The organism is Pseudoxanthomonas sp. P4_B2 (genome assembly GCF_056402315.1).
This window is the reverse complement of the sequence record NZ_JBFUHQ010000001.1, coordinates 401,411-428,267: the sequence shown is the minus strand read 5'-3', so window position 1 is coordinate 428,267 and position 26,857 is coordinate 401,411. Positions and strand designations below refer to the sequence as shown.

The following is a 26,857-nucleotide window of genomic DNA, read 5'->3' as shown; positions in this document are numbered from 1 at the left end:
TCGCCCGATGACTGAATTCATTCCACCGGGCACCCGCTTCCACCCGCTGCCCTCGCCGTTCCCGATGAAACGCGGCGGCGAACTGCATGGCGCACGGGTCGCCTACGAAACCTGGGGCGAATTGAACGCGACGCGCGACAACGCCGTGCTGATCGTTACCGGCCTGTCGCCGGATGCCCATGCCGCCAGCAATGCAGGCAACCCTGAGGCCGGCTGGTGGGAACCGATGCTAGGTCCTGGCAAGCCCATCGATACCGATCGATGGTTTGTGGTGTGCGTGAATTCGCTGGGCAGCTGCAAGGGTTCCACCGGCCCCGCCGCTATCGATCCCGCGACCGGTGGCCTGTACCGGCTCGGTTTCCCCGAACTGTCGATCGAAGACGGTGCGGACGCCGCCCGCGAAGTGGTGGGTGGTCTCGGCATCGACCGGCTGGCCTGCCTTATCGGCAATTCCATGGGCGGCATGACCGCGCTGGCCTTCCTCCTCCGCCACCCCGGCCTGGCGCGCACCCACATCAATATTTCCGGCAGCGCGCAGGCCCTGCCGTTTTCCATCGCCATCCGTTCGCTGCAACGCGAGGCGATCCGGTTGGATCCGAAATGGAACGGCGGCGACTACGACGACGCCTCCTATCCGGAATCCGGCATGCGCATGGCCCGCAAGCTGGGCGTCATCACCTATCGTTCGGCGCTGGAATGGGACGGTCGCTTCGGCCGGGTACGACTCGATCAACACTCACAAAATCCGGACCACCCGGACGAAGAACCCTTCGGCCTGGAGTTCCAGGTGGAGAGCTACCTGGAAGGCCACGCGCGCCGTTTCGTACGCCGCTTCGACCCCAACTGCTACCTCTACCTGAGCCGCTCGATGGACTGGTTCGACCTGGCCGAAGTCGCCGGCGGCGATGTGCTGCAGGGGCTGGCGCGGATCAAGGTGGAAAAGGCGCTGGCCATCGGCGCCGCCACCGACATCCTGTTTCCTCTGCAGCAACAGCAGCAGATCGCGGACGGCCTGCGGGCGGGCGGGGCCGAGGCGGAGTTCCAGCCGCTGGAATCTCCACAAGGACATGACGCGTTCCTGGTGGATATCGAGCGCTTCGGACCGGCCGTACAGGGCTTCCTAAGCGCGTTATAGCTCCTGAAGGGTGGGAGCGGCCTCTGGCCGCGAGCTCTTTCCGGGGTTCAGGCGAAAAGCTCGCGGCCAGAGGCCGCTCCCACGATTCTGCTGCTGGCGGATGCGAGCGGCTAAAATGCCCCCACACTTCCGCCGGATCCACGCCATGACTCTCGACTTTCCCGGCCACGACAAACTGATCGCCTCGCTGGATGCCGCTGTCGCCCTGGGCGACGACCGCGCTATTACCGATGCGCTGCGCAAGACCTTGTGCGAAATGATCTGCGATCAGGACGTCGCCCTTCCCGAATGCGTACTTGAGCCCATCGCCGACCACTACGCCCGCCGCGAGCTCTACACCAGTCCCGAACACGGCTACAGCGTAGTGGCGATGACCTGGGGACCGGGCCAGGGCACCAAGATCCACGACCATTCCGGCATGTGGTGCGTGGAGGGCGTCTGGAAGGGTCGGCTGGAAATCACCCAGTACGAATTGGCCGAGCGCGACGAGGAGCGCTACCGCTTCGTCGCCGCCGGCACCATCGAAGCCGGCACCGGCTCGGCCGGCAGTCTGATTCCGCCGCACGAATATCACACCATCCGCAATCCCAGCGACAAGGCCATCGCCGTATCGCTGCACGTCTACCAGCGCACCATGGTCCGCTGCGGCGTATTCTCGCCGGAAGGTGACGATGCGGAATGGCAGAGTCGCGGCGAGCGTTTGCTGGGTACCGATCAGATCGTGCCGAACTGATCGCGGGGCCGCATTGCATGGGGCCCTGTTTAAACGGTTTGGCGAAATGGCACGTCAAAATGTAAATCGTCGTCATCCCAGCGGCTTTAAACAGCCGAATGGCTGGTCAAGCTGGGATCCATCTTGACGTTGCGTAGGATGGCCGACGGTTACTTAGGGCAAGATCAAAATCAAAATGGATCCCAGCTTGACCAGCCATTCGGCTGTTTAAAGCCGCTGGGATGACGATTCAACTATATAGGCTCACCGAATCCGGCAAGCCCGTCAGTCTCAGTGCCCTCCATCCGCACTGATCTTGTCCAGGTCGATGCCCTGCGAGCGCAGGATGCCCACCGTGCGCAGCGCATAGAAAGCCAGGTAGGCGAAGCAAACCACGCCGACGATATAGCTCATCTGCATGCCGATACGGTCCGCGGCCAGACCCTGGATCACGCTCACGATGCCGCCGCCCATGATCATCATAATCAGCAGGCTGCTGCCTTGATTGGTGTGCCTGCCCAGCCCGGTGATCGACAACGCGAAGATGCAAGGCCACATGGTGCTGCAGAACAGGCCGACGCTGATGAAGGCGACTGCGCTGGTCTTGCCGCTGGTGAACATGCCGATCAGCAACGCGGCGATACCGCAGATCGCGAAATACAGCAGCATGCGCGCCGGGCTTCCGCGGCTTGCGAGAGTGGCCAGAATCATCAAGGCGATGATGAATACATAACCCAGGAACTGCGACACCTCGTGCCTGGCTATCGCATTGACCGCCAGGAACACGCCGAAGGCCAGGAACGGCAGGATCAGAGTCAGCAGACGCTTGGCACCGGCGCCGACATTGAAGGCGCCGGCAGCGCCTGTCCAGCGGCCGATCATCAGGCTGGCCCAGTACAGCGACACGTAAGGCGCTACCGAAGAGGTAGAGATGCCCAGGCTTTCCTGCAGATAAGCCGGCAGATTGGCCACCGTGGAAACTTCCACACCCACATATACGAAGATCGCCAGCATACCCAGCACCAGCTGCGGGTAGCCGAACGCGGAAGACTTATGCAGCAGCTTGCTGTTGTCCTTCGCTTCGGATTCGGTGACTTCGTCCAGGTCGATACGGTTCGGCACCGAGGAGAACTTCAGGAACACGGCCACCACGATAAATGCCAAGCCCAGCACCAGGTAAGGCGTCTTCACGCTTTCGATGCTGGCTTCGGTGCCGCCGGCCGCAACGCTGCCGAAGATCGCCAGGCTGACCAGCAGCGGCCCGATGGTGGTGCCGAAGTTGTTGACGCCGCCGGCCATGGTCAAGCGTTGCGACCCGGTGTGCGGGTCGCCCATCACGATCGCCAGCGGATTGGCCGCGATCTGCTGAAGCGAGAAGCCCAGGCCTACGATGAACAACCCCGAGAGCATCAGGTTGAACGAGCCCAGGTTAGCGGCCGGGTAGAACAGCAGCGTGCCGATGGCCGAAATCACCAGGCCCAGGGCGATACCGTTCTTGTAGCCGATCCGGTTCAGTACGTCGCCGCCCATGAGCTTGGACACGAAGAAATAGATCAGCGAGCCGACGGTATAGGCCACATAGAAAGCGAAGGAGACCAACTGGCTTTGCGCATGACTGAGATCGAATGCTGTCTTGAACACCGGGATCAGGATGTCGTTGCTGGCCGCGACGAACCCCCAGAAGAAAAATACGGTGATGAGTACACCGAACTGCGACCAGCGGGTCTGTTGTGTCGTCATGGCGGTTGTCGTTATCCCAGAGGTTTGAATGTCGGTAAGGATGAGGCGGCGGGAACCCTTGCAACCCCGCATCCGTCAGGCACTCGGCCCGGACGTGCGGTGCAGGGCGATACTAATGGTTCGTTGCCGATCGCAGTGGCCCACCTGGCTGACAGCGCTGTCAAGATACCCAAACCTCCCCGGAATGCATCCCGCGCTGCAGCATGGCCAGGCGGTCCAGCTGCCTCGCCCGGTGCCGGCTCACCCCTAGGAAGTGGGCAATCGCCCCGCGCTCCGCTATACTTCGCGGCCGCGCCGAAGTGGCGGAACGGTAGACGCAGCGGACTCAAAATCCGCCGCCCTTAAAAGCGTGTGGGTTCGAGTCCCACCTTCGGCACCAGAAAGCCCCGCATCGCGTCGGGGCTTTTTTCTTGCCTGTCGCTTTCGCTGGAAACGCGCGAAAGATTCGCATTTGCAACGACGACTGTCTCTCGACCTCGAACCCAGTTCGCGAAGAGACCGATTCAAAGTGCCTCGACTCACATTCGTTTGATGAACATCGCCAGTCGCGGCGCGACGAACGCCATCGAAAATGAATCGCTGAGCAGCAGTGGTTGCGCGTGTTTGGCAGGAAAAGTTGCGTAGCCGCGCGATTAGGCGTATCCAGTTCTGGTCTGGCTTTTCCACTTCGACCAAACGATGGAACGTCCTTTCCAACCGCAAGGGGATGACAGCGCTGGACAAGGAGGGAAGCGGTTGTTCCGACGGCAAGTAGCGGTCCGTAAGTGCCGCTACTCCTGATCTTTTTGCTAGATTGAGCTCGAGGCGACCTGCCTCGACGGAACGCACAACCATTGAACGCATCCTCCGATAACTCCAATCAAGGCAAGGCCGATAGCGGCGGATCGTTTCGTGCGCGCTTGCCGGTGGATCTGTGCAAACGCGGCGAACTGCGCGTAGAACGCTTCCTGGATGCGGCCACCGAGGTGTTCACCGAAAAGGGTTACCAGCACGCACGTCTCAGCGAAATAGTGGCTCGCGCAGGCGGTTCGCTGGCGACGCTATATCGCGTGTTCGGCGACAAGGAAGGCTTGGCCCACGCCATCATCCAACGCAGGCTCGAAGATCTCAGCGCGCGCCTTACCGATCTCAATCTGTCGGGCCTGCCTCCGCAACAAGCCTTGCATCAGGCGGCCGAACGCATCGCCGAAGGCATGGCCACTGCGGAATCGGTGGTGATCCACCGCATCGTCATCGGCGAAGGTCAATCCTTTCCGGAAATGCGCGATTGGTTCTTCGATCACGCCGTGGCGGCGGTACGAGGCAGCTTAAGGGAATACTTCGAACAGGAAGTCGCCGCCGGCCGCCTGAAAATAGCGTCGCCCACCACGGCATCGAGCCAGTTCTTCATGATGCTGTTCGGCGACCTGGTGATTCGCGTTTCCAGCGGCAACCTTAAGGAACCGGACGCCGATGAACTGCGTGCTTATGCCCAGGCAGCGGTCGATCTGTTCCTGCACGGTGCCCTACCCCGTTAACTCGTCCGCTGCGCAATACGGCCGCTCACACGGGCCGAATATTCCGCGATGCATGCTTCTGCCCAATTCGTGGACGCGGACAATGCATGGACCTCAAGAGCGGTTATCCGTATTGGGCGATTAAGAACGGGCTGATGCAGGCGTTCCCGCCGTTGCGAGCGGATCTGCGATGCGAAGTGGCGATCATAGGTGGCGGTATCACCGGCGCGCTGATCGCCGATGAGTTGGCCGGACACAGCCATGACGTGGCCCTGATCGAACAGCGCGACGTCGGCTGGGGAAGTTCTTCGGCCAGCACCGCCCTGCTGCAGTACGAGATAGACACCCACATGATCGAGCTGGCCAAGCGCTACGGCGAAGCCGACGCGGTGTTGGCCTACAGCAAATGTGCCGAAGCCATCAGCCTGTTGCAGGACAAGGCGTGCGACATCCGCGATGTGGATTTCGGCCGGATGGACAGCCTGTACTACGCCAGCAAGCGCCGCCACGCGAACGTGTTGCGGAACGAGTTCGAGCTGCGCCTGCGCCACGGCTTCCAGGTGGAGCTGCTGGAGCATGACGGCGTGCGGGAACGCTACGGTGTCGACGCGCCCGTGGCGATACTGAGCCACCAGGCGGCGCGTATCGATCCTTATCGCATGGCGTACCGCTTGCTGGGGCGCCTGCAGAAACGCGGCGGCCCTGTTTTCGATCGCACTCAGATCGAAAGCATCCATGCTACTTCGCGTGGCGTCGCCCTGCGGACGGCCGAGGGCCAAGCGATCCGTGCCGATCATCTGGTGCTGGCGGCAGGCTACGCCAACCAGCGCTGGCTAAAGAAAAAGGTGGCGCAGAACCGCAGCAGCTACGCCTTCATCACCGATCCCATCGACGACGAAGCGCTGGGTCCGCTCAAAGGCACCATGGTGTGGGAATCGGCGCGCCCTTATCTGTACATGCGCAGCACAGGCGACGGGCGCCTGCTGGTGGGCGGAGAAGACGACAGCATCGATATCCCCTCCAAGCGCGATGCGCGGGTGGAGAAGAAGGCGCGGACTCTCGGCAACAAGGTCGCCGGCTTGTTTCCGTATTTGCCGCTCACACCCGCGTTCGCGTGGGCAGGAACCTTCGCCGAAACCGAGGACGGGCTGCCTTTCTTCGGAACGCATGCGCAACACGGCCCACGCGTCCATTTCGCCATGTCCTACGGCGGCAACGGGATCACCTACAGCATGCTGGGCGCCGGATTGTTGCGGGCGTCGATAGAGAAGCGCAAACATCCGCTGAGCGCGTTATTCGGATTCGGCAGGCTCGAGCGTTGAAGGCATGTCGAAAACGGACGGCGTTTACCCGCAGCGCCTATGGAGCGAAACATCGAAGGCCCAGTCTTTCCGGGTTTTATCCCGGATCGGCTGAGCCTTCTAGTTAGAGTCGGGCTTCGTCTTGTCGATTTCTGCCTTTCTCCAACGCCTGCGACTTTATCTCCGCCGACGTTACTTCCACGTCAAAAACAACCGCCGTTTGTCGGTAGTTTCAGGGCCACCAGCCGCGTCCGGTCATCGCGTAGCGATCGGCGGCGCGTTCGAACGGATTGCGGACGCTAACGCCGCCGCACACCAGATAAAGCGGTAGGAAAAGAGGACCCAGCACCATGTATTGGTAGACATGCGCACGTTCGTGGTCACCGATTTTTATGCGCGGATGGTCGCAACGGCCGGCGCGATGTTCGTAGGTCAGGCATTCCGAATCCAGCGTGTCGCCGGTATGCAAAATCGTGTTTCCAAAGGTGATCGCGCCGCCCGGTCCCCATGGCCAGCGATGGAAAACCAGCGCGAAATCGCGAGGGCTGAACTCAACGCTGGCGCCGAACAGCAGGCCTGCGCCCCCGCCGATCAGCCCGATCAGGGTGTTGGGCAGCGTCCACAGGATCCCGAGTACGCGCAACGCGGCCGAAGCGACCTTCCCCATCGAGTTTCAGTCTGCTTCTTGCGGCATCAGCAGCCACAAGATCAAGTACACCAGGATGCCGGGGAAGGCGGCAGAGGCGATCGATACGATCACGAACAGCGCACGCAGCAAGGTCGAGTTCCAGCCGAAGCGGTGCGCGATGCCGCCCATCACCCCGGCCAGCATGCGGTCGTTGAGCGAACGGGCGAAGGGTTTGGTCTGGTCAGCCATTGCGATCTCCCGGAGTCGGCATTGCAAAGTCTAGCGCGTCAGCGCGCGGGTGCGGTCGTGTGGCGCAGTTTCTGCAACTGTCCGCCGAACCAGGCCGAAGCATCCTGCTCCCTGCCCTGGCATTTCACCCGATACGGGCGCCCGCTCATGCTGCTTTCGCTGGCGGCGCGCTGAATGAACTGTTCGGCCGTATCGACCTTGCCTTTCTTCAGCAGGTAATCGTATTTGCGCTGCAGGTGAACGCGCGCCTCGGCCGCGTCATACCAACTGCCGTTGCGCTGGAACTGGCAACCCGAATGCGATAGCGCTTCCATCAGTTGTCCGATTTCTTTTTTTGCGGTCGATGATGGCGCGGCGAAGGCCAGCGTTGAGGCCAGCGAGAGTGCGCAGAACAACAATACTTTCGGATACATTCTCTTTATCCGTATGAACGCCAAGTCGCGACTTACGCCGCTCCTACTTCCCTAGTTTTCAGCGCGCGCGTTTGGCCAGCCATTCATGGATCGCCGTGGGCACTTCTCGCTGAGCCCGGCTGGACACATAGATGCCGATGTGGCCGCCCTTGAAGCTCAATTCCGTGTAATCGCGCGTGCCCGCCAGCTTCTGCAAGGCGCGCGACGCGTCCGGGGGGACCAGATGATCCTGTTCGGCGAAGATATTGAGGATGGGCATGTCCACATAGCCCAAGTCCACCGGCTCGCCGTCTATCTCGATACCGCCGTTGACGAAGCCATTGCCCTGATAAAACTGTTTGATGAACTGACGGAAGGCTTCGCCCGCTAGATCGGGCGAATCGAAGATCCATTTTTCCATACGCAGGAAATCTTCGATCGCATGCTTGTCGTCCAGGATGTCGATGAGTCCCACGTATTTCTGCAGATGCAGGCGGAACGGCTTCAGCATCAAGTAGCTGGAATTCATCAGATCCGCCGGCACATTGCCGAGCGTGTCGACGAACAGGTCCACGTCCATGCCTTGCGTCCAGTTGGACAGCATGTTGTCCGGGGTATGGAAATTCACCGGGGTGACCATGGTAATCAGGTTCTTGACCTTCTCCGGGTGCAGCGAGGCATAGCACAGCGAAAACGCGCCGCCCTGGCAGATGCCGAGCAGGTTGATGGCCTCCAATCCGAAACTACGGCGCAGATGGTCGACGGCGCCGCCGATGAAGCGATTGATGTAGTCGTCCAGCATCAGAAACCGGTCGGAGCGGTCCGGGTAACCCCAGTCGATGATGTAAACGTCCTCGCCGCGCGCCAACAGTCCTTTCACCAGCGAGCGGTCGGACTGCAGGTCGACCATGTACGGACGATTGACCAATGCATAGGCGATCAACAGCGGCACTCTGGCGGTCGGCGCATGCTCGCCGACGAAGCGATACAACACCACCTTGCCGTCGCGCCACACTTCCTGCTTCTGGGTAGCGCCGTATTGGACGTCGTCGACTTCGGGCAGGGTCTGCAATCCTGCAGCGAGCTTCTGCTGCAGGGTCATGGCTTCCTGGGCCAGTGCGTCAGGGGTGATATTCAACGGTCCGTTCATTTACGTGCCTTCTTGCCGGAACGCTTCTGTTTGCCTGCGGCGTCGGATCCGATAGCGTCGGGTGTATTGACGGCCGCATAGCGAGCGACCCAGTCCTTCATCGACACCACCCGACCATTTGCCGAAGGGATCGGCGCGGCCTTGGCGACTGTCTTTGCTTCGGGCCGCTTCTTGACGGATGCCGGTTTGGCGGCAGGTTTTTGGCTGACGACCGATGCCTTCTTCGAAACGGCTTTCCTGCTCGCGCGTTTGGCGGTCTCCTTCTGCTCTACGACGGCGGGCTTGGCCGCGAGCTTGCGCGCAGCGGTCTTGCGCGGCGGCGCCCGTTTGCTGGCGGGCTTCCGCACCGGCTGTGGCTTGCGAGCGACAGATTTGGCGGACGCGCGACGCGGCTTGGGTTTCGCGGGCGCAGCGGCAGGTTCAGGCGTCGAAGGCGCCGCTGCCGCCCTACGCTCGGCGACAGGACGGGAGCCTGCGGAAGCGGCGCGTCGCAAGGTGCGTTCCAGATCGGCGATCTTGCGGTGCGCCGAATCGATCTCGGTCCGGGTCGGCATGCCGAACAGGCCGGTCAGGTGCTCCACTTCAAGCTGGATGGCGGCGCGCAGGCGCATCTGTGCATTGGTGAGCGCACCATAGACCTCGCGGAATTCGGCCGACAAGGCGATGCCAGCGTAAGCCTGCTCGGCCGAATCGATCCACAGATCGAACAGCGCGCGTGCGCTGGTGATCTGGCGTCCCGGCTCCTCGTGGGCGGTGAGCTTGTCTTCGAACACCTCGAAGGCGCGCTGTGCGCACTTCATCATCAGGGCATTGAATGCCTCGGTCTGATGCTGGTAGTCCTGCTGCGCGAGCTGCAAGGCCTGCCAGCGTTCCTGGTGCTCGCGGTACTGGCCGAAAGCGGGCAATTGCTGCCAGCGCTGGCTCTGCTGCTGGAAACCCTCCAGATAGGGTTTGACCTGGTCCAGCCACTCCTCCAGCCCATTGGCTCCCTGCCCACGCATGGCTTTGAACATGTCGGGGAAAGGATTGTCTGCGTTCGCGCCCATGGCCCGACGCCAAGCCTGACTCACATCGGCGGCGCTGCTGTCCTGGCCCGCGAATTGCGCCGCCACCTGCTGCATCTGCCCGAACCACTGGCTGGCCTGCTGATTGAAGCGTGCGACTGCGTCGTTGGCCTGGCTGGGTCCGCCGGGCATCAGCTGCGACCACCAATCCACCGCCTGCTGCCATTGGCTGGCGGGCTGCGCCGGCGCCGCGGCGCCTAGGCCGCCCTGCCGCATCGCCTGACCCCAGGCGCTCCAGTACTGCCGGGCCATCGACTCGAAATCGCCCTTGTTGTCGAAGCCGCTACCGAAACCGTTGCCGAACATTCCCAACCCTCCCAGGCCACCTCCCGATCATAGCAATCGTCGGTTTCCCAACGGTTATTTCCATGCTTGGTTCAGGGCTTGGGGATACGCAAGGTCTTGCTGATCATCAGAGATCCGGACAGCGCGAACACCAGCACCAGCGGATGCAGCAGCCACGGCCCCAGGCGGGCCGAACCGAACCATACCGACTCTCCGAGGTTGCCGCTGGCCGCGGCCATGGCGAGCAATACCACCAGCAGCAGACTGGTGGGAATCGGCGTGCCCTCGAAGTATTTCACCTTGTCGTCTTCCCCCGACAACTGCTCGGCGGTGACGTTGTAGCGCGCCAGGCGACTGACGCCGCAGCACACGAAATAGCTCAGCACCACCCAATCCCAACCGCCCTGGAGCCCGCAGGCATAGGCCAGCGCCGCCGGAGCGACGCCGAAAGAAATCACGTCGGCCAGCGAATCCAGTTCGCGGCCTAGCGTGGACGAGGACTTGCGCCAGCGCGCGATGCGCCCGTCCAGCGCATCGAAGATGAAGGCCAGCGGGATCAGCGCCATGCCGATCATCAGATCGCGTACGTTTCCTTCGTGGAGGTAGCGCATCGAGGCGAACACCGCGCCGGTGCCGCAGAAGGCATTGGCCAGGGTGAACCAGTCGGCCAAATGGAAGTCGCGCAGCATGGAAAAATGGCGGGGCATGGGTGTTCCTGATCGGACAATGCCCACAGACTGCCAAAAGCGGTGTTAAGGCCGCAAGGTGCTACGGCCGAAGCAGGTCAGGGTTGCGCTGGAATCGCGAACTGCTCTCTTTCGACCGTGCCGGCGCCGCGCGGCGTGGGTTCGATCACAGCGTCAGCCGGCTTTTTACCTTTGCCGTCCAATTGCGCCGACACCTGATCGAGTGCCGCATAGACGTACGGCAACAAGGCTACATAGCGTGCGCCATATGCCGGCAGGGCGAGGAAGCCGTCGAAATGCTGGGCGTGTTTGACTTGCCAGTAACTGACATCGCGCCCCGCCGCCTTGGAGGCCGCGACGTAGGGAGCGCTGGTGAAAGCCTGAGGCACCAGGCCGTCGTCCGTTCCATGAATCACCACCACGGGCAGCCCCTTGCGCGGCAATGAGGCCGCGGTGGCCGCCAAACCTTTCTTGAACGCGGAGTCGTCAGGCTGATCCAGCAACGCACGCAGGCACTGCAGCCCCGGCAGGGTGAGATCGGGCGCTGCCAGCTTGGAATCGATAATGCCTACCCCCGCACCAGGCGGGATGCCGCTGCCATCGGACCACCAGGCTTGGCGCTCGGCCGTGACGGCGGCACGTGCCGAAAAGTCGGCATTCTGCGCCGAGAACGAATAGCCGCAGGGATGACCGCCGACGCCCGCACGGCTATACGCCGAGGCATAGGTCACGGCCACCGCGCGCCACAGATCGAAGCCGACGCTCAACGCGCCCGCAGTGAGCGCCTGATCGGTCCAACCGCGACCGCGCAATTGGTCGTAAGCGGATTTGGCTTGGGCCTTCGTCTCCGTGCCCTCCACCAATCCCGCAGTCTTCAGCGCAGCGCAGCGCGCCGCCCACAATGGTTCTGCCTGCGCGCGTAGAGGCGGTTGCGGCAAGGACTCGGCGGGCAAATGAAGCAGCGCGCAGGGCATCAGCAGCGCCGCTTCGGTGGTGACGTCGTAAAGGGTTACTCCGCCGTTGCTTGGCATATAGACATTGGGTTCGCCAGCGACCACGGCATCCAGCCAGTCCTTGTCGCCACCGCTGCCTTCCAGTTCGGCGGCGCGCAATACGGCGCCGCCGCCATTGGAAATACCCACCGCGATGACGCGGGTATTGGTGAAGGTGAAGGGACGCGCCTGCGGATAAGCGCGGCCGAGCGCCGACAGCGCGAATTCAGCCGCCTGCTTCACATGGCGGCCCCAGTCTGCCTCGGGGTTGTCGGTGGAATGCGCATGCTTGAACGCCACCCCGGATGAAATTCCGGACACCTCGGGCACGAAGGCCAATTGTTCCTCGTCCGACTGGCCGCGCGTGCCATCCAAGCGGACGCCGGTGCGCGTATCGATATCGTAATAATCGGTCCCCGCGCCTTTGTCGGTATAGGCCACGGCGCAGCCTTTCGGCAGCCCCCAGGCGCCGGCGACGGCGATCGAACCGTAGATGCCGCGCGAGCCCGACGAGGCGGTCACCACCACGCATCGCTTTTCCAGATCGAAGCTGTCCGGCACCTGCAACAGCACGCGGTGCGGCTGTGAGACTCCTTCCAACTTCGCGAACGCCGTGAATTCCCGACCCGGCACGTCGGCGACGCTGCCATAGGCCTGTCCATAGCCGCCGCTAGGCGAAAGGTCGGCGATACCGCGCCAGTTGTTCCAGATCGCGCGCCTGCGCAGCTCGGCCGGTGTCGGATGGTCGGGATCGGAGAATGCGGGAGCCACCATGCCGCGCAGGCCGTCCAACCCCAGACCAGCGGTCAGCAGATCGTCGCCGTTGCGGTGTTCGGTGATGCGTTGCGGTTCGATCAAGACGGATTCCTTTGCCGCGTTGCGTTGCGCGGCGTTGCCGGAAGCGGCCGCGGCCACGAGTGCGAAAAGCAGGTACGGCAGTCGCGACGTCATATTTCGTCCAAGGTTCCGGTCCATGCCACGAAACTAAACCATGCGGCCGGTCACGTCATCGTACTTTGGTACCACGCTGCACGTGTCACTATGCTGCTACGGTTTCTCATCCCACGCGCGCCAGTCGTGCGTCAACCCGGAATACCAAGCCCGCATGCCCAAGTTGCTGATCGCCGACGACCATCCGCTGTTCCGTGCAGCGCTGCGCGGGGCCGCAGCCGATGCCGTGGCCCAGCTCTCGGTGCTCGAGGCCGAATCGCTGGAGGGCGTACTGTCAGCGCTGGAAGCGAACCCCGATATCGACCTGGTGCTGTTGGATCTGCACATGCCGGGCAATCACGGGTTGGCGGGGCTGGCCGCGATCCGCGCGCAGTATCCGGAAGTGGCGGTTGTGGTGGTTTCGGCCAACGATGACCCGCGCGTGGTGCGGCGCGCGCTGGATCACGGCGCCGCCGGCTACCTTCCCAAGAGTGCCGGCCTGGACGAACTGCGCGAAGCGATCCGCAGCGTACTGGCCTGCGAGCAATGGCTGCCGTTTTCGCTCCGCGCTTCGGTGGCGCGTGCGCAGTCCTCCCAACACGACGCCGAACTCGCCGCCCGCCTGGCTAGCCTGTCGCCGCAGCAATTCCGCGTGCTCACCCTGGTGGCCGAAGGCCTGTTGAACAAGCAGATCGCCGATCGCCTGGACGTGCAGGAGCGCACGGTGAAGGCGCACCTGACCGCCATCTTCGAGCGCATGGGCGTGCGCAACCGTACCCAGGCCGGTGTAGTGTTGCGCGAGCTGGAGCTGAGCGATCCTGCCCGGCAGATGGAGAGTTGAATGCCCGAGCACAGCCACCGCCCGACCCCGCGCGCCGCACGCATGGACGACTCGGCGGAGGTGGCGCGTCTGTGCACGCAACTGGGTTACCCCGCGACCGCCGATGAAATGGCCGCGCGGCTGAGCGTGGTCATTTCCGCAGGCGATCGCCAGGTGTTCGTCGTCGAGGACGGCGACCGGTTGCTTGGCTGGATCGGGATCGAATTGCGTATCACGCTGGAAACCGGACGCAAAGCGGAGATCGTCGGCCTGGTGGTGGATGCGCAGGTACGGCGCTCGGGCACAGGCAAGGCGCTAGTGGAAGCCGCCGAGAACTGGGTACGGCAACATGGACTGGACACGGTTACGGTGCGCTCCAATACCGTCCGGCTGGAATCGCATCCGTTCTACGAAGGAATCGGCTTCGTGCGCCGCAAGAGCCAGCATGTCTACTTCAAGACATTGGAATAGGTTGCTGCGCGCGGAGCGAGTCGCTGCGTCGGGGACGTAGCCCCGACCTACCTCACACCCGCGAGAACGCCCACGACACCATCTTGCCATCGCGGTACGGCATCACTCCGTGGAAGCTGCGAGGATCGTCGTCGAACACCAGCGGCAGGAAATGCCGGTCGCCGTCCCAGAGCGGCAACTTCATGATGTCGGTTACCGGCACCCATTCCAGCGCGCCTTCCGGGTTGCTGGTATGCGGAGTTCCAGAATATTCGGTGATGACGAACAAGAAGCCCAGCCAGTCCTCGCCGTTTTTGCCGAAGCCCGGCCAACTGATGGTGCCGCGCAGGCTCAGCGCATCGCATTCGATGCCCGCCTCTTCGCGGATCTCGCGGCGCATGCCGGCCACTATGTCTTCGTCGCGCTCGATCTTGCCGCCCAAACCGTTGTACTTGCCCAGGTGCTGATCGTCGTGCCGCGCGTTGCGATGGATCAACAGCGCCTTGGAGCGATCGGGTGACAGCACATAGCCCAGAGTAGCGACGATGGGGGTGTAAGGCATGTGGGTCGACGTATTGCGAAGGAGCCCCATTGTAAAGCTATGCCGCCATGACGGACCGCGCGTGGGCGCGACGTAAGTCGCGAAGCTATATTCCTTCGATGTTTCCGATTCGCGACTCACGTCGCTCCTACGTCGTCCCTACGCGGCTCCTACCTTGCTGCTCGCCACCATGCGATCCAGGACGGATTTCAAAGCCAGCGGGCGCACCGGCTTGCCCAGCAGCAGCAGGCCGGCTTCGTGTACCGCTTCGCGCACTGCATGGGTCTGGTCGGCGCTGAGGATCAAGCAGGGACTTGCGCCATGGCCTTCGCTCAATCTCTGCGCCACCGCCAGCCCGGTATCGCCGTGATCCAGGTGGAAGTCGAACAGCCACAGATCGACTCGACGCTCCCGCATGATCGCTGCGGCCTGTGCGCTGTTGGCGGCTACGTGCACCGTGCAGCCCCACGCCGATAGCACTTGGCGCAGACCTTCAACTGCCGCGGCGTCGTTATCCAGTGCGAGCACGTGGCGGCCGGCCAGTCCCGACCGGCTTACCGAATCTTGCGCAGCGGCCAGCGACTCCACTTTCTGCAAGGTCACTGCGAAACTCGCCCCGCATCCCAGCCGGCTGCGCAATGTCAGCGGAGCGTCGAGCAGGTGTGCGATGCGGTCGGCGATCGAGAGGCCCAGACCGAGTCCCTGCCCGCTCACCCCCTCGCCGCGCCGGAACTCCTCGAAGATCATCTGCTGATCGGCAAGCTCGATACCCGGCCCCGTGTCGTGTACCTCGATACGAATGCCGTCCTTAACTCGGCGCACGCCGAACAGCACTCCGCCCGTCTGCGTATAACGAACCGCATTGGCGAGGAAGTTCTGCAGGATTCGCCGCAGCAGTTGCGGGTCGGTATGCACCCATGCGCGCGTAGGGACATGCGAAAACGAGAGGCCGCGTTCTCCCGCCAACGCGCGGAATTCGGACACCAGCGGCTCCAGTACTTCGGCCAAGGGGAAATCGCGCGGCTCCGGCACCAGTCCGCCCGCCTCCAGTCGCGACATGTCCAGCAGCCCGGTCAGCAGGTCGGTAGTGGAATCGAGAGCGCCGCGGATCTGCTGCACCGATTCGCGCTGGCTGCTCTCTGGCAGCTGTTGCGAGAGTGCGTCGGTGAACAGGTGCGCAGCGTGCAAAGGCTGCAACAGGTCGTGGCCGATAGCGGTAAGGAAGCGGCTTTTCGCATCGTTGGCGTGCTCGGCCTCGCGCTTGGCGGTTTCCAGCAAGGCGGTGCGGTCGATGACGCGCTGCTCCAGAGTTTCGTTGGCCTGTTTCAGGCTGCGTTCCGCTTGGCGCGAGGCGGTGACATCGGTATAGGTGGCGACGAAACCGCCACCCGGCATTGGATTTCCGCGGATCTCCACGATGCTTCCATCCGGGAATACGCGCTCGGTCAAATGTGCGGTGCCGGCACGCATGAAAGCGACGCGCCGCTGCAGCGCGGCCTCATCCGAACCGCGATGCGGCATGCGCTGCAGGGCCCAGCGTGTGAGGTCGGCGATGGGGCGACCCACCTGCAGCAGTTCTTCTGGAAAGCCGAACAGCTCTATGTAGCGACGATTCCATGCCACCAACCGTTGCTCGCGGTCGACCACGCTGATGCCCTGGCTCATGTTCTGCAACGCGGCCTCCAGCACCTGCTGGTTGAAGCGCAGGTCCTGGGAAACCTCGCCGACGATGGCGGCCACCGCATCCAACTCCCCGCTTTCACGGCGCGCGGCATTCAATAGCAACCGTGCCGACGCCGAGCCGAGCACGGCGGAGAGTTCGCGTTCCATCCTCGATTCGGTCAATGCGGGCACCGGCCCCTGCGCAGGCGCACCTTGCAAAAGCTGCTCGACGCGCTCGCGCGCTAGGAACCGCAGACCCGCGTCGCGCAGCGCCTGCCGATCCAGGCTGCGACCATACTGGTGCGGTGTTTCCCGCCGCCAGGCCGTCGCAAGCAAAGTGGCGGCGATGCCGGCGAACAAGCTCACGCCGACCGCGCGGCCTAGCGGACTCCATCCCGTTAGCCCGAACAGTCCTTGCGGCGACAGCCAGGCCTGTCCGAAAGGTCCGGATTGCATCCAGGCCGGTTCGTTGCCCGAGAACGCCGCCACCATCGGCATCAGCATCACCCATGCCCACGCCGCGAAACCGGCGACGATGCCGATAATGGCCGCGCGTGGTGGCGTTTGCGGCCGCCAGACAGCGAAGCCCAGGGCCGGCGCCAGCGTGCCCAGGGCCGAGAACGAAACCGCGCCGATATCGGCCAGCGCGTCGTTGCCGCTGTTGAAACGGCTGTAAGCCCAGGCCAGCAGCATGATGACCAGGATGCCGCCGCGACGCAGCAACAGCAGGTCGCCACGACGGTCCCCGCCCTTGCCGCGCGACCACGCACCACGCAATAAACCCGGCGCGAACCAGTGGTTGCCGATCATCAGGCTGAGCGTCAGTGTGCTGACCACGACCATGCCGGTGGCTGCGCTCAAGCCACCCAGGAATGCGAACAGCGCCACGCCTTCATGGCCCTGCGAGAACGGCAGCGCCAGCGCATACATGTCCGATGGCACGCTGTTGCCCAGCAGTACGGTGCCCGCGCGCGCCAGCGGCAAGGCCGGCAAGGCGATCAGGATCAGATACAGAGGGAACTGCCAGCGCGCGGTGCGCACATCGCGATCGTCGCGGCACTCCACCACGCCCACGTGGAACTGGTGCGGCAGGATGAACATCGCCAGCGCGCCCAGCAGCACCAGTGGAGCGAACCCACCCACCGGCTCCGATGGCGTGATCTGCAACGCGGCGGCAGGCATGGCCTTCAAGCCGAACCATACGAAGGCGCCCAGCGCCAGCATCGCCACCAACTTGAACAACGACTCGAAGGCCATCGCCAGCACCAGGCCGCGATTATGTTCTGCGGCGCTGGCGCGGCGCGTGCCGAACAGCATGGCGAACAAGGCCATCGCCAGAGCTACATAAAGCGCGCTGTCGCGCCAGATCGGCGCCACCACCGCAGCATCGCCGGCATCCACGGTCAAGGTGGCGAAGCTCATGGCGATGGCCTTGAGCTGCAGCGCTATGTAGGGAATGAGACCCAAGGCCGCGACCAGGGTCACGGTGGCCGCCAACCACGCATCCTTGCCCAGGCGCGTGGCGATCAGATCCGCGAGCGAAGTGGCGTTGGTCTCGCGCGCCAGCTTCACCAACCGGATCATGAAAGCCACCGCAAGCGCGTAGAACAGGATCGCGCCCAGGAAGGTCGGCGGCAGCGGCCAGCCGTAACGTGCGGCCTGGGTGACCGTGCCGTAGAACGTCCAGGAAGTGCAGTGCACGGCAAGCGACAGCGAATACACGTGCCGCCAGTGGCGTGCGAATAACGCGGGGTGCCGCTCGCCATACAGCGCGGTGCCGAACATCAGGCCCAGCCAAGCCAGGCTGGCCAGGGCCACCACCCAGAAACTCAGCACGCGCGGTCTCGCTCGAAACGCAACTCAAATCCCCGATTCTGGCCAGCTCTCATTCTGGCCAGCTCTCATTCTGGCCAGCTGTCATTCTGACCAGTTCTCTTCCGACATGCTTTCGCGAGCCAGCATAACGCAGCAACGGCGGGCTTTCGCCCGCCGTTGTGCTTCCCTTCCCCCAGGATGGAGTCGCGACCGGAATCCGCCGATCAGAAGTCGTAGCGAGCGGTCAGCGAATACTGGCGTGGCGGACCATAGAAACCGGTCAGCACGCCGTAGGCGGCGATGTTATAGCCGGTGGTGCGGTATTCCTCGTCGGCCAGATTGCTGCCCTGCAAAGAAAGCTGCCAGCTGTCGTTGACCTTCCAGATGACGCCCGCACCGACCAGGCCGTACCCTTCCTGCTTAATGAAGGGACTCAGGTCCGTCGTCGGCCACACTTCACTCTGATACGAGTAGCCGACCCGCGCGGACAGATTGCCGCCATTGGCCAGCGGGGTACGCCATTCCACATTCAGAGCGCCCGAAAACTCCGGTGCGTTGGTGAAACGCTGACTATCGGCGACATTCACGCCAGAAGTGATGAACTCGTCGTACTTCGCATCCAGCCAGGCCAGGTTGCCGCTGATCAGCCAGTGCTCGTTGGGCAGCCACTGATATTCGACTTCCGCACCATTGACCGTGCCCTTGCCGGCATTGGTGAAATCGCCGAAGAAGCTCTGGCTACCGTTGGGCAGCGTGTAGGAAGTGAACACCGAAAGCTGGATGTCCTTGTAGACGTTGTGGAACGCGGCCAAGTTCAGGAACAGCTTCTGGTCGAAGAAAGCCATCTTGCTGCCGATCTCGTAGCTGTCGACCTGCTCGTCGTCGAAGGGTTCGCCCGAGCGCGGCACGGCCGTGGTATTGGCGCGGATGTTGTAGCCACCCGATTTAAAGCCGCGCGACGCCAACCCGTAGATCATGATGTCGTCGGTGATCTCGTAATCCAGCGACACTTTTGGCGAGGTGTTCTTGAAGTTGACCGTCTTGTCGAAATTAGCCGCCGTGCCCCACGAGGTTTCGTAGGTGGGCGTCAAGTAGAAACGGTTCAGGGCGATTGCGTGCTTGTCTTCGTCCGTGTAACGCACGCCCACGTCGAGCTTAAGGCGATCGGTAAGATCGAAGGTCCAGTCGGCATAGGCGGCGAAGCTCTTCGTGTTCACCACACCCTGAGTGTCGCCGTACAGCGGATTGGTCAGCGCGACCGGCGCCAGCGGATTGAAGAAGTGGTTCAGCACGTGGCCGCCCGCATCGCCATTGAACGAGTAGAGACCCATCACGCCGCGCGCGCGTCCGCCGGCGTCATAGTTGGCCTGCAGCTCATTGGTGACCTGGCTGTCGCTGTAGAACGCGCGCACATCGACCAGCTTGAGCGGTGTGGTATCGAAATCGATATTGGTTTCGGTGTCGGATTCGCGCTTGGCGATCACGTACTTGAACACCCAGTTGTCGTTGGGACGCCAGTTGACGGTGGCCGAGGCGCCCTTCATGACGGTGTCGTTGACGTTGGGCATGCCGCTGCGGATATCGTAGCGGTCGTCCAGCGGCGGATAGGCGGGCGCCAACGGATTGGGCGCCAGCATCTTGGCGCTGCGCACGCCGGACTGATCGTCCAGCCAGTCGAGGGCAAACTGGAAATCCAGGTCGTCGCCTGCATAAGCGCCCAACTGGAAGCGCGCCGCATTGATCTCCTTGTCGCTGACCTCCTGGTCGTTGAGCAGATTGGTGCCGAAACCGTCGCGATTCATGCTGGCTACCGAGACGCGCGCGCGCAGGCCGCTGTCGGGACCGCCGATGGAACCGCCCAATGCCGCCTTGGCGTCGAGCTGGTTGTAGTTGCCGACGGTCAGCTGCGCGAAGCCCTCTGTTTCGGTCGGTAGCGCGCGCGAGATGTACTTGATCGCGCCGCCGATGGTGTTCTTGCCGTACAGCGTGCCCTGCGGGCCACGCAGCACTTCGATGCGGCCCACATCGAACACGTCGAGCAGCGCGCCCTGCGGACGCGCGATGTACACGTCGTCCAGGTAGATGCCCACGCCCGGATCCACGCCCCACAACGGATCCGCCTGGCCGATGCCGCGGATGTAAGCCGTCGCGGTGCTGCTGGAGCCGCGTGCGGCGTAGATAGTCAGGTTGGGCACCTGCGCGTCGAGGTCGGCCAGACTCTGAATGTTGAGCTTGTCCAGCGTTTCGGGAGTGAACGCAGTGACGGCGATGGGCACTTCTTGGATCGTCTCCTCGCGTTTGCGCGCGGTGACGGTGATTTTGTCCAACGTGGTGGCGTCGCTGGCGGCTTCGGTCGGTACGGATTCCTGTGCCCATGCCGCTGGCGCCAGCAAGATGCAGCCGATGGCCAGACTCAGATGTTTGCGCTTCATGTGATTCCCCTCTCCCGGGTACGACGTGGCGGACCGATACGGCCGATTCGCAGGCAAGGCTAGAGACTCGGGCGTCCCCGCAACACTTGTACCTTCGTACAGTGGGGGCGCGCGGCGTAGCTGCGGATACTCGCGTCCACTTGCCGACCCCGTCTGCGTCGGAATGATGCGCCGGGACGCCGGCATGCTTTCGAGGAGTGGGGATGTCGTTCCTGATCGTGCTGGCCGCGTTGTGCTTCCTGATGTTCGTGGCCTACCGCGGCTACAGCGTGATCTTGTTCGCGCCGATCGCGGCGCTGGGCGCGGTGCTGCTCACCGACCCTACCCTGGTCGCGCCGATGTTCACCGGTCTGTTCATGGACAAGATGGTCGGCTTCCTGAAGCTGTACTTCCCTGTCTTCCTGCTCGGAGCTGTTTTCGGCAAGCTCATCGAGATCTCCGGTTTCTCGAAATCGATCGTAGCCGCCACCATCAAGGTCGTCGGCGCGCAACGCGCCATGTTATCCATCGTATTGGTGTGCGCGCTTCTGACCTACGGCGGAGTTTCGCTGTTCGTGGTGGTGTTTGCGGTGTATCCGTTCGCTGCCGAACTTTTTCGCCAAAGCGATATCCCCAAGCGGCTGGTGCCGGGCACGATTGCTCTCGGCGCGTTCACCTTCACCATGGATGCGCTGCCCGGCACGCCGCAGATCCAGAACATCATTCCCACCTCCTTCTTCGGCACCACCAGTTGGGCGGCGCCGATGCTGGGCGCGCTGGGCGGCGTGTTCATCCTGATCCTGGGCATGACTTATCTGGAATGGCGGCGGCGGGTGGCGTTCCGCGCAGGCGAAGGCTACGGCAGCGATCTCCGCAACGAACCGGAAATTTTCCGCGGCGACAAACTCGCCCATCCGCTGATCGCCATCCTGCCGCTGGTACTGGTGGGAATATCCAATTTCGCATTCACCAAACTGATTCCCGGCTTCTACGGCGAAAGCCAGTCCTTCGTGCCCGCGGTGATCGGCAATCCGGCGCCGGTGGTGCAGGAAGTCGCCAAGGTCGCGGCGATCTGGGCGGTACAGGGCGCCTTGCTGGTGGGGATCTTCGCAGTCATTGCCTTCGCCTGGAAACCGGTGCTGGCGAGTTTCGCCGAAGGCACCAAATCGGCCATCGGCGGCGCTTTGCTGGCTTCGATGAACACGGCATCCGAGTATGGTTTTGGCGCCGTCATCGCCGCGCTGCCGGGCTTCCTGGTCGTGGCCAACACGCTGAAAGCCATCCCCAATCCGCTGGTGAACGAGGCGGTTTCGGTCACTGCGCTGGCCGGTATCACCGGCTCGGCCTCGGGCGGCATGAGCATCGCGCTGGCGGCCATGGCCGAGAGCTTCATCGCCAACGCCAACGCCGCGGGCATTCCGATGGACGTGCTGCATCGTGTGGCGTCCATGGCTTCCGGCGGCATGGACACCCTGCCCCACAATGGTGCGGTGATCACTCTGCTCGCCGTCACCGGATTGACACATCGGCAATCCTACAAGGACATCTTCGCCATCACCCTGATCAAGACCTTGGCGGTGTTCTTCGTGATCGGCATGTACTACGCCACCGGCCTGGTCTGAGCCTGTTTTTGAGCCGTTTTTGAGCCCGCTTTTTTGAGCATGCGCCCCTGTTGTTTGGGGCTGTGCGCTGCGTCCCAGTCGCATGCGTCGCCTGCCCTGATACTTCCGACTTGCCTATAGGCTTGGGGAATGGGGATGGCGAAACGCATTTCTGGTGTGCGCGCAAGTGCGCGGGTTCGCAATGGGTCGTTCAGGACTCTGTTCGAAGAACCCGTCGAGACCGCATCGCGATCTCATGCACCGACGCAAACCGCGGCCATGCGCCAGCTTGCGCAGGTGAAGACGCGGCATAGCCAGCTCTATGGCTACAAGGGCCAGAAAGTCCCGTTGGCCGACAAGTCGTTTTCGCCGGACGGACCGCCGGCTACTGAAGCGACCTCGACGCGGACCATGTCCAACTGGTCGGCGCCTACGCTGATGACCTTGGCCAAGGCCCCTTTCGCGGTGCGCGCGCTCAACAACATGAGCTACGGCGCCACTCCGACGACGATCGCCGAATTCAATGCGCTGGGCAGCACCGACGCGCAACGGCTGGCCAACTGGGTGGATTGGCAACTGGACTGGGGCAATATCAGCGACGCCGCGGTCGACCAGCGCCTGTCCAGCAACGGCTATACCACCCTGGGCAAGAGCCTGGAGCAGTTGTGGAACGACCATGTCAAGGCCGACCCGGTCCACGAGATACGCATGCGTCCGGCCTGGGAAGTACAGCGCGCTTCGTACGTGCGCGCGACCTACTCCCGTCGCCAGCTGCGCGAAGTGCTGATGAATTTCTGGCATGCCCACTTCAACGTAATGGGCACGGATTTCAGCGTCGGGCCGGTGTTCGTGCACTACGACCGCGACGTGATTCGCGCCAACGCCACCGGCAATTTCCGCACCATGCTGGAAGCGGTGGCCAAGAGCACCTCGATGCTCTACTTCCTGGACAACCTCAACAACTCGCGTTCGGGGCCTAACGAGAACTACGCGCGCGAGCTGTTGGAGCTGCATACGCTGGGTGCCGAGAACTACCTGGGCTTCATGGATCCGTTCCAGGTGCCACCCTGCCCGGAAGATCCCACCTACCCGATCGGCTATACCGATATCGATGTGTACGAGACCTCGGCCGCGTTCACCGGCTGGTCGGCCAAGAACGGGAACTGGCAATTCCCCACCGAGAACGACGGCACCTTCGTCTACCGCCAGTCCTGGCACGATGCGGGACCGAAATTCCTGCTCGGCATGATGGTGTATCCGGAGCAACCCGCGCTCAAGGACGGGCAGGACGTGCTGAACCGTCTGGCCAGCCATCCGCGCGTGGCCAAGTTCATCTGCAAGAAACTGATCCGCCGCTTCATCAACGACACCCCTTCGCAAAAACTGATCGACAGTGCCGCGACGATCTTCCGCGCCAACTGGCAGAACCCGAAGCAGATCGAGATCACCCTGCGCCACATCCTGACTTCGGACGACATGATCAACAGCTGGGGACAGAAGAACCGGCGTCCGTTCGAAGCCACGGTGGCCGCGATGCGCGCGCTTGGACAGGACTGGACTTTGCGGCTGGATCACGACAAGAGCGACGAGTTCATGTGGCGGGTCGGTTTCACCGGCAACGCGCCCTACAACTGGCCCGCGCCCAACGGTTATCCGGATACCGCGATCGCCTGGTCGGGTTCCAATTCCTATGCGATGACTTGGAAGCTGATCAACTGGCTCACCGAAGCCAGCGACGCCAGCGTGCCGCTGAGCCCGATCCTAGCGACGACGCGCGCCAATGTTGCCAGTTGGACCGCCAACAATCTGGTCGATTTCTGGTCCGTCCGCCTGCTGGGCTACGCACTGCCGACAGCACGGCGGCAGGTGCTGGTGAATTTCATGGCCCAGAACGGCAATCCGGCCAGCGAGGTAATCGCCGACACCGATGCCTGGGCGTCCACGGATCTGAAGAAGCACTACAACCAGCAACGCCTGCGCAGCATGGTGTCGTTGATCCTGCTCTCCCCCGAATTCCTGAGCCGCTGAGGACACTCCACATGAGCGACTACACCCTCACCCGCCGGGAATTCGTCAAAGGATGCTGCAGCGTGGCCGTGGTCGGCGGCGTGGGCAGCTCGCTGATGTACGCCGACGATGCCTTCGCCGCGGCGAACGAGTACGACACGGTAGTGCACCTGTTCCTGCGCGGCGGCATGGACGGCTTGAACCTGGTGATCCCGGTCGATGGCGTGGACCGTACGTTCTACGAGGAAGCACGGCCCAGCCTGAAGATAGACGCCACCGGCACCTATGGCGCGCTGCCGTTGACCTTGAGCACCGGCGCCGCGACCGGCTTCGGTTTGCATCCTTCCGCCACCGGTCTGCGCGATCTGTGGAACGACGGCCGAATGGCCATCGTGCACGCCTGCGGCATGGCCACCACGGTCACCCGCAGCCACTTCGACGCGCAGCTGTACATCGACCTCGGTACGCCAGGAAAATACGGTTCACCCAGCGGCTGGATGACGCGCGCGTGGCAGAGCCGCCCCACCAATACGCCAGCGGCCACCATGCCCGCGCTGGGCGTTTCCGGCACGCAACCGGCGGGGTTGATGGGGGCTACGGATTCGCTGACCATGAGCAACCCGTCGGATTTCCAGCTCAATGCCGGCGCCTGGTCCTGGCAGAAGATACGCGCCGATTCGCCGGCCGGATTCCGCGGCATGAACGAAACTCTGGCCGATCTGTGGACCGGTCAGACCGGCATGGAAATCAATGGCCGCCGCGCGGATCTGGCATTGAAGACCATCGGTCAGCAATCCTTCGCTTCCCTGCCCGCCACCTGGCCCACCGGCAACTTCGCCGACCAGCTGTGGACCATCGCCCAGAGCATCCGCTTCAATCTTGGTTTGCGCTACGCCACTCTGGATCTCGGTGGTTGGGACACGCACGAAGCCCAGGGCACGGCGGGCAGCGGCTACAACTATTACCAGAATAAGATCAACGAACTTTCCGCTGCGCTCGCCGCGTTCTACAGCGAACTCAACGCCACCGGACAGATGTCGCGGGTGACGGTGATCGTGCAATCGGAGTTCGGCCGCCGCGTGCGCGCCAACGCCAACGGCGGCACCGACCACGGTTATGGCAACCCCATGCTGGTGCTGGGCGGCGCGGTGAACGGCCGTAAGTTCTACGGAACTTGGCCAGGTCTCAATCCGGAAACGCTCTCCCCCACTTTCGGCGATGTGCCGGTGACTACCGACTACCGTCGCGTGGTTTCCGAAATCATGATCCGCCGCATGGCCAATCCCAACCTCGGCACCATCTTCCCGGGCTACACGGGCTATGCACCTTTCGGCATCGTGCAGGGCACCGACCTTACTCCCAAGGTCGATGAGGCGGCGACGCTGGCTTCCGTTCCTCCCACGGCCTCCAGCGTCGCCAGACAAGCGTCGGAATTTAGTCCGTCGACGCCGCAATCCGAGACGCCAGAATGGCAACGGCGTGGACTCGTGGACCGCATGCTGACCCGTCGCGAGCGCTGACATTTGCTGCCATAGTCGGCCCTGGAATCCACCCAGGGCCGAGGCATGAAAACATTTCGGCGCAATGCCGACGACCTGCGCGGCCTTGGCCGGCTGACGATCGATGGCGTCGCCGGAGTCACCGATCTGGTCGAAGCGATGCATGCCGCAGTCACCCATCTGCCTGCCATCATCGGCAAGCCCGCACCGGTCACCACCACCGGCCTGACCGGTTTGGTCTATCGCAGCGTGCGCGGCGTGACCCGCCTGGTCGGCACAGGTGTGGAAAACTCGCTGTCTAGTCTGGCCCCCTTGCTGGGCGGCGGCGCTGTTTCACCGCAACGCGAAGCGGTCGTAGCCGCGATGAACGGCGTGGTCGGCGATCATCTGGAAACAAGCGGCAATCCGCTGGCGATACCGATGCAGCTTCGTCGCCAGGGACGACCGCTGCCGCTGCTCGGCAAGGAGCTCGGTACGCGTCTCCCGGATGCGACCGGCAAACTTCTGGTGCTGGTGCACGGGCTATGCATGAACGATCTGCAGTGGAACTATGCGGGCCACGATCATGGCGAAATGTTGCACGCCGATCTTGGCTACACACCGGTATATCTCCACTACAACACCGGCAGGCATATCTCCAGCAACGGGCGCGAATTCGCCGACGCGCTCGAACGGCTGGTGCAGGCATGGCCTGTGCCACCGGAAGAAATCGTATTGCTCTGCCACAGCATGGGCGGGTTGGTCGCGCGCAGCGCATTGGACGAAGCTTTCGCCAATGCACTGGCATGGTCGAAGCTACCGATACGCATTATTTTCCTCGGCACTCCGCATCACGGCGCACCGCTGGAACGCGCCGGCAGCTGGGTCGATATGCTGATCGGCATCAGCCCCTACAGCGCGCCGTTCGTGCGTCTGGGCAAGATCCGTAGCGGCGGCATCCAGGATCTTCGCCATGGCAACCTGCGCGACGCCGATTGGCAGGACCGCGATGGCGACGGTCTCGCCGATGGACGTACGCCGATGCCATTGCCGAAACAGGTACGAGCCTATGCGATAGCGGTGTCCAGGCAGGAGGAAAGCAAGGACGAGAACCTCGATTCGCTGCGCGGTGACGGCTTGGTGCCCGTCGCCAGCGCATTGGGGCGACACCCGGATCGCAATTTCGATCTGCGCATTCCCAAGACCAGGCAATGGGTGGGATACGGCATCAACCATTTGGAAATGCTGGGCAGCGAGACGGTGTACCGGTGTATCAAGCTCTGGCTGCGTAAACCGATCCCTTAACGGCGTC

At 63.0% G+C, this 26,857-nt stretch carries 21 protein-coding genes and 1 tRNA gene; 11 read left to right on the top strand and 11 right to left on the bottom strand.

What is annotated here, in order from left to right:
* The first annotated feature begins 7 nt into the window (after positions 1-7).
* Positions 8-1,135 (top strand): homoserine O-acetyltransferase MetX, encoded by a 1,128-nt coding sequence (gene metX, locus AC1DTQ_RS01855; protein WP_477847483.1) that lies wholly within the window; start codon positions 8-10, stop codon positions 1,133-1,135.
* Between the two features lie 145 nt (positions 1,136-1,280).
* Positions 1,281-1,868 carry a cysteine dioxygenase family protein gene (locus AC1DTQ_RS01850; protein WP_477847482.1) on the top strand — a complete coding sequence of 196 codons (588 nt, stop codon included), beginning with the start codon at positions 1,281-1,283 and terminating at the stop codon, positions 1,866-1,868.
* 270 nt (positions 1,869-2,138) lie between these two features.
* On the opposite strand, the gene AC1DTQ_RS01845 is transcribed toward AC1DTQ_RS01850, so the two are convergent.
* Positions 2,139-3,587, bottom strand: a complete 1,449-nt coding sequence (locus AC1DTQ_RS01845) for an MFS transporter (protein WP_477847480.1) — start codon at positions 3,585-3,587, stop codon at positions 2,139-2,141.
* A gap of 293 nt (positions 3,588-3,880) precedes the next feature.
* Here AC1DTQ_RS01845 and AC1DTQ_RS01840 point away from each other — a divergent pair.
* From AC1DTQ_RS01840 to AC1DTQ_RS01830, 3 genes are all read left to right on the top strand, one after another.
* Positions 3,881-3,966 (top strand) — tRNA-Leu (locus AC1DTQ_RS01840).
* 454 nt (positions 3,967-4,420) lie between these two features.
* Positions 4,421-5,104, top strand: a complete 684-nt coding sequence (locus AC1DTQ_RS01835; RefSeq protein ID WP_477847478.1) for a TetR/AcrR family transcriptional regulator C-terminal domain-containing protein — start codon at positions 4,421-4,423, stop codon at positions 5,102-5,104.
* An 86-nt stretch (positions 5,105-5,190) separates the two neighbouring features.
* Positions 5,191-6,405 (top strand): NAD(P)/FAD-dependent oxidoreductase, encoded by a 1,215-nt coding sequence (locus AC1DTQ_RS01830; protein WP_477847476.1) that lies wholly within the window; start codon positions 5,191-5,193, stop codon positions 6,403-6,405.
* 211 nt (positions 6,406-6,616) lie between these two features.
* Here the strand turns inward: AC1DTQ_RS01830 and AC1DTQ_RS01825 are convergent, their stop codons facing one another.
* The 7 genes from AC1DTQ_RS01825 to AC1DTQ_RS01795 form a co-directional block, all read right to left on the bottom strand.
* The gene (locus AC1DTQ_RS01825) at positions 6,617-7,051 is read right to left on the bottom strand and encodes a hypothetical protein (RefSeq protein ID WP_477847475.1); all 435 of its coding nucleotides are present in this window, start codon (positions 7,049-7,051) and stop codon (positions 6,617-6,619) included.
* Positions 7,052-7,057: 6 nt separating this feature from the next.
* On the bottom strand, positions 7,058-7,261 hold the full coding sequence (locus tag AC1DTQ_RS01820) for a PspC domain-containing protein (protein ID WP_310090333.1): 204 nt from the start codon (positions 7,259-7,261) through the stop codon (positions 7,058-7,060).
* 38 nt (positions 7,262-7,299) lie between these two features.
* The gene (locus tag AC1DTQ_RS01815) at positions 7,300-7,674 is read right to left on the bottom strand and encodes a YfeK family protein (protein ID WP_477847474.1); all 375 of its coding nucleotides are present in this window, start codon (positions 7,672-7,674) and stop codon (positions 7,300-7,302) included.
* 58 nt (positions 7,675-7,732) lie between these two features.
* On the bottom strand, positions 7,733-8,803 hold the full coding sequence (locus AC1DTQ_RS01810) for a class III poly(R)-hydroxyalkanoic acid synthase subunit PhaC (RefSeq protein ID WP_477847472.1): 1,071 nt from the start codon (positions 8,801-8,803) through the stop codon (positions 7,733-7,735).
* Positions 8,800-10,173 (bottom strand): class III poly(R)-hydroxyalkanoic acid synthase subunit PhaE, encoded by a 1,374-nt coding sequence (phaE, locus tag AC1DTQ_RS01805; protein ID WP_477847471.1) that lies wholly within the window; start codon positions 10,171-10,173, stop codon positions 8,800-8,802. Before phaE ends, AC1DTQ_RS01810 begins: the two co-directional genes overlap by 4 nt.
* A gap of 71 nt (positions 10,174-10,244) precedes the next feature.
* Complete coding sequence (gene pssA, locus AC1DTQ_RS01800; RefSeq protein WP_477847469.1) at positions 10,245-10,859, bottom strand: CDP-diacylglycerol--serine O-phosphatidyltransferase; 615 nt, start codon at positions 10,857-10,859, stop codon at positions 10,245-10,247.
* A 77-nt stretch (positions 10,860-10,936) separates the two neighbouring features.
* A complete protein-coding gene (locus AC1DTQ_RS01795; protein ID WP_477847467.1) occupies positions 10,937-12,781 on the bottom strand; it encodes a 3-hydroxybutyrate oligomer hydrolase family protein in 1,845 nt (614 codons plus the stop codon).
* Positions 12,782-12,935: 154 nt separating this feature from the next.
* Between AC1DTQ_RS01795 and AC1DTQ_RS01790 the strand changes: the two genes are divergently transcribed.
* Both AC1DTQ_RS01790 and AC1DTQ_RS01785 read left to right on the top strand, forming a co-directional pair.
* On the top strand, positions 12,936-13,601 hold the full coding sequence (locus tag AC1DTQ_RS01790; protein WP_477847465.1) for a response regulator: 666 nt from the start codon (positions 12,936-12,938) through the stop codon (positions 13,599-13,601).
* Entirely contained in the window at positions 13,602-14,051 is a 450-nt protein-coding gene (locus AC1DTQ_RS01785; protein ID WP_477847464.1) for a GNAT family N-acetyltransferase, read from the top strand.
* 52 nt (positions 14,052-14,103) lie between these two features.
* On the opposite strand, the gene AC1DTQ_RS01780 is transcribed toward AC1DTQ_RS01785, so the two are convergent.
* The 3 genes from AC1DTQ_RS01780 to AC1DTQ_RS01770 all read right to left on the bottom strand — a co-directional run bounded on the left by AC1DTQ_RS01780 (position 14,104) and on the right by AC1DTQ_RS01770 (position 20,480).
* Entirely contained in the window at positions 14,104-14,592 is a 489-nt protein-coding gene (locus tag AC1DTQ_RS01780; RefSeq protein ID WP_477847463.1) for an NUDIX hydrolase, read from the bottom strand.
* A gap of 138 nt (positions 14,593-14,730) precedes the next feature.
* Positions 14,731-18,069 carry a hybrid sensor histidine kinase/response regulator gene (locus AC1DTQ_RS01775; RefSeq protein ID WP_477847462.1) on the bottom strand — a complete coding sequence of 1,113 codons (3,339 nt, stop codon included), beginning with the start codon at positions 18,067-18,069 and terminating at the stop codon, positions 14,731-14,733.
* A 203-nt stretch (positions 18,070-18,272) separates the two neighbouring features.
* Positions 18,273-20,480, bottom strand: a complete 2,208-nt coding sequence (locus tag AC1DTQ_RS01770) for a TonB-dependent receptor (RefSeq protein WP_477847461.1) — start codon at positions 20,478-20,480, stop codon at positions 18,273-18,275.
* Positions 20,481-20,683: 203 nt separating this feature from the next.
* Here AC1DTQ_RS01770 and AC1DTQ_RS01765 point away from each other — a divergent pair, with 203 nt between their 5' ends.
* From AC1DTQ_RS01765 to AC1DTQ_RS01750, 4 genes are all read left to right on the top strand, one after another.
* Complete coding sequence (locus AC1DTQ_RS01765; protein WP_477847459.1) at positions 20,684-22,081, top strand: GntP family permease; 1,398 nt, start codon at positions 20,684-20,686, stop codon at positions 22,079-22,081.
* Positions 22,082-22,339: 258 nt separating this feature from the next.
* Positions 22,340-24,088, top strand: a complete 1,749-nt coding sequence (locus tag AC1DTQ_RS01760; RefSeq protein WP_477847458.1) for a DUF1800 domain-containing protein — start codon at positions 22,340-22,342, stop codon at positions 24,086-24,088.
* A gap of 11 nt (positions 24,089-24,099) precedes the next feature.
* Complete coding sequence (locus AC1DTQ_RS01755; RefSeq protein ID WP_477847457.1) at positions 24,100-25,587, top strand: DUF1501 domain-containing protein; 1,488 nt, start codon at positions 24,100-24,102, stop codon at positions 25,585-25,587.
* Positions 25,588-25,632: 45 nt separating this feature from the next.
* The gene (locus AC1DTQ_RS01750) at positions 25,633-26,850 is read left to right on the top strand and encodes an esterase/lipase family protein (RefSeq protein WP_477847455.1); all 1,218 of its coding nucleotides are present in this window, start codon (positions 25,633-25,635) and stop codon (positions 26,848-26,850) included.
* Positions 26,851-26,857: the final 7 nt, after the last annotated feature.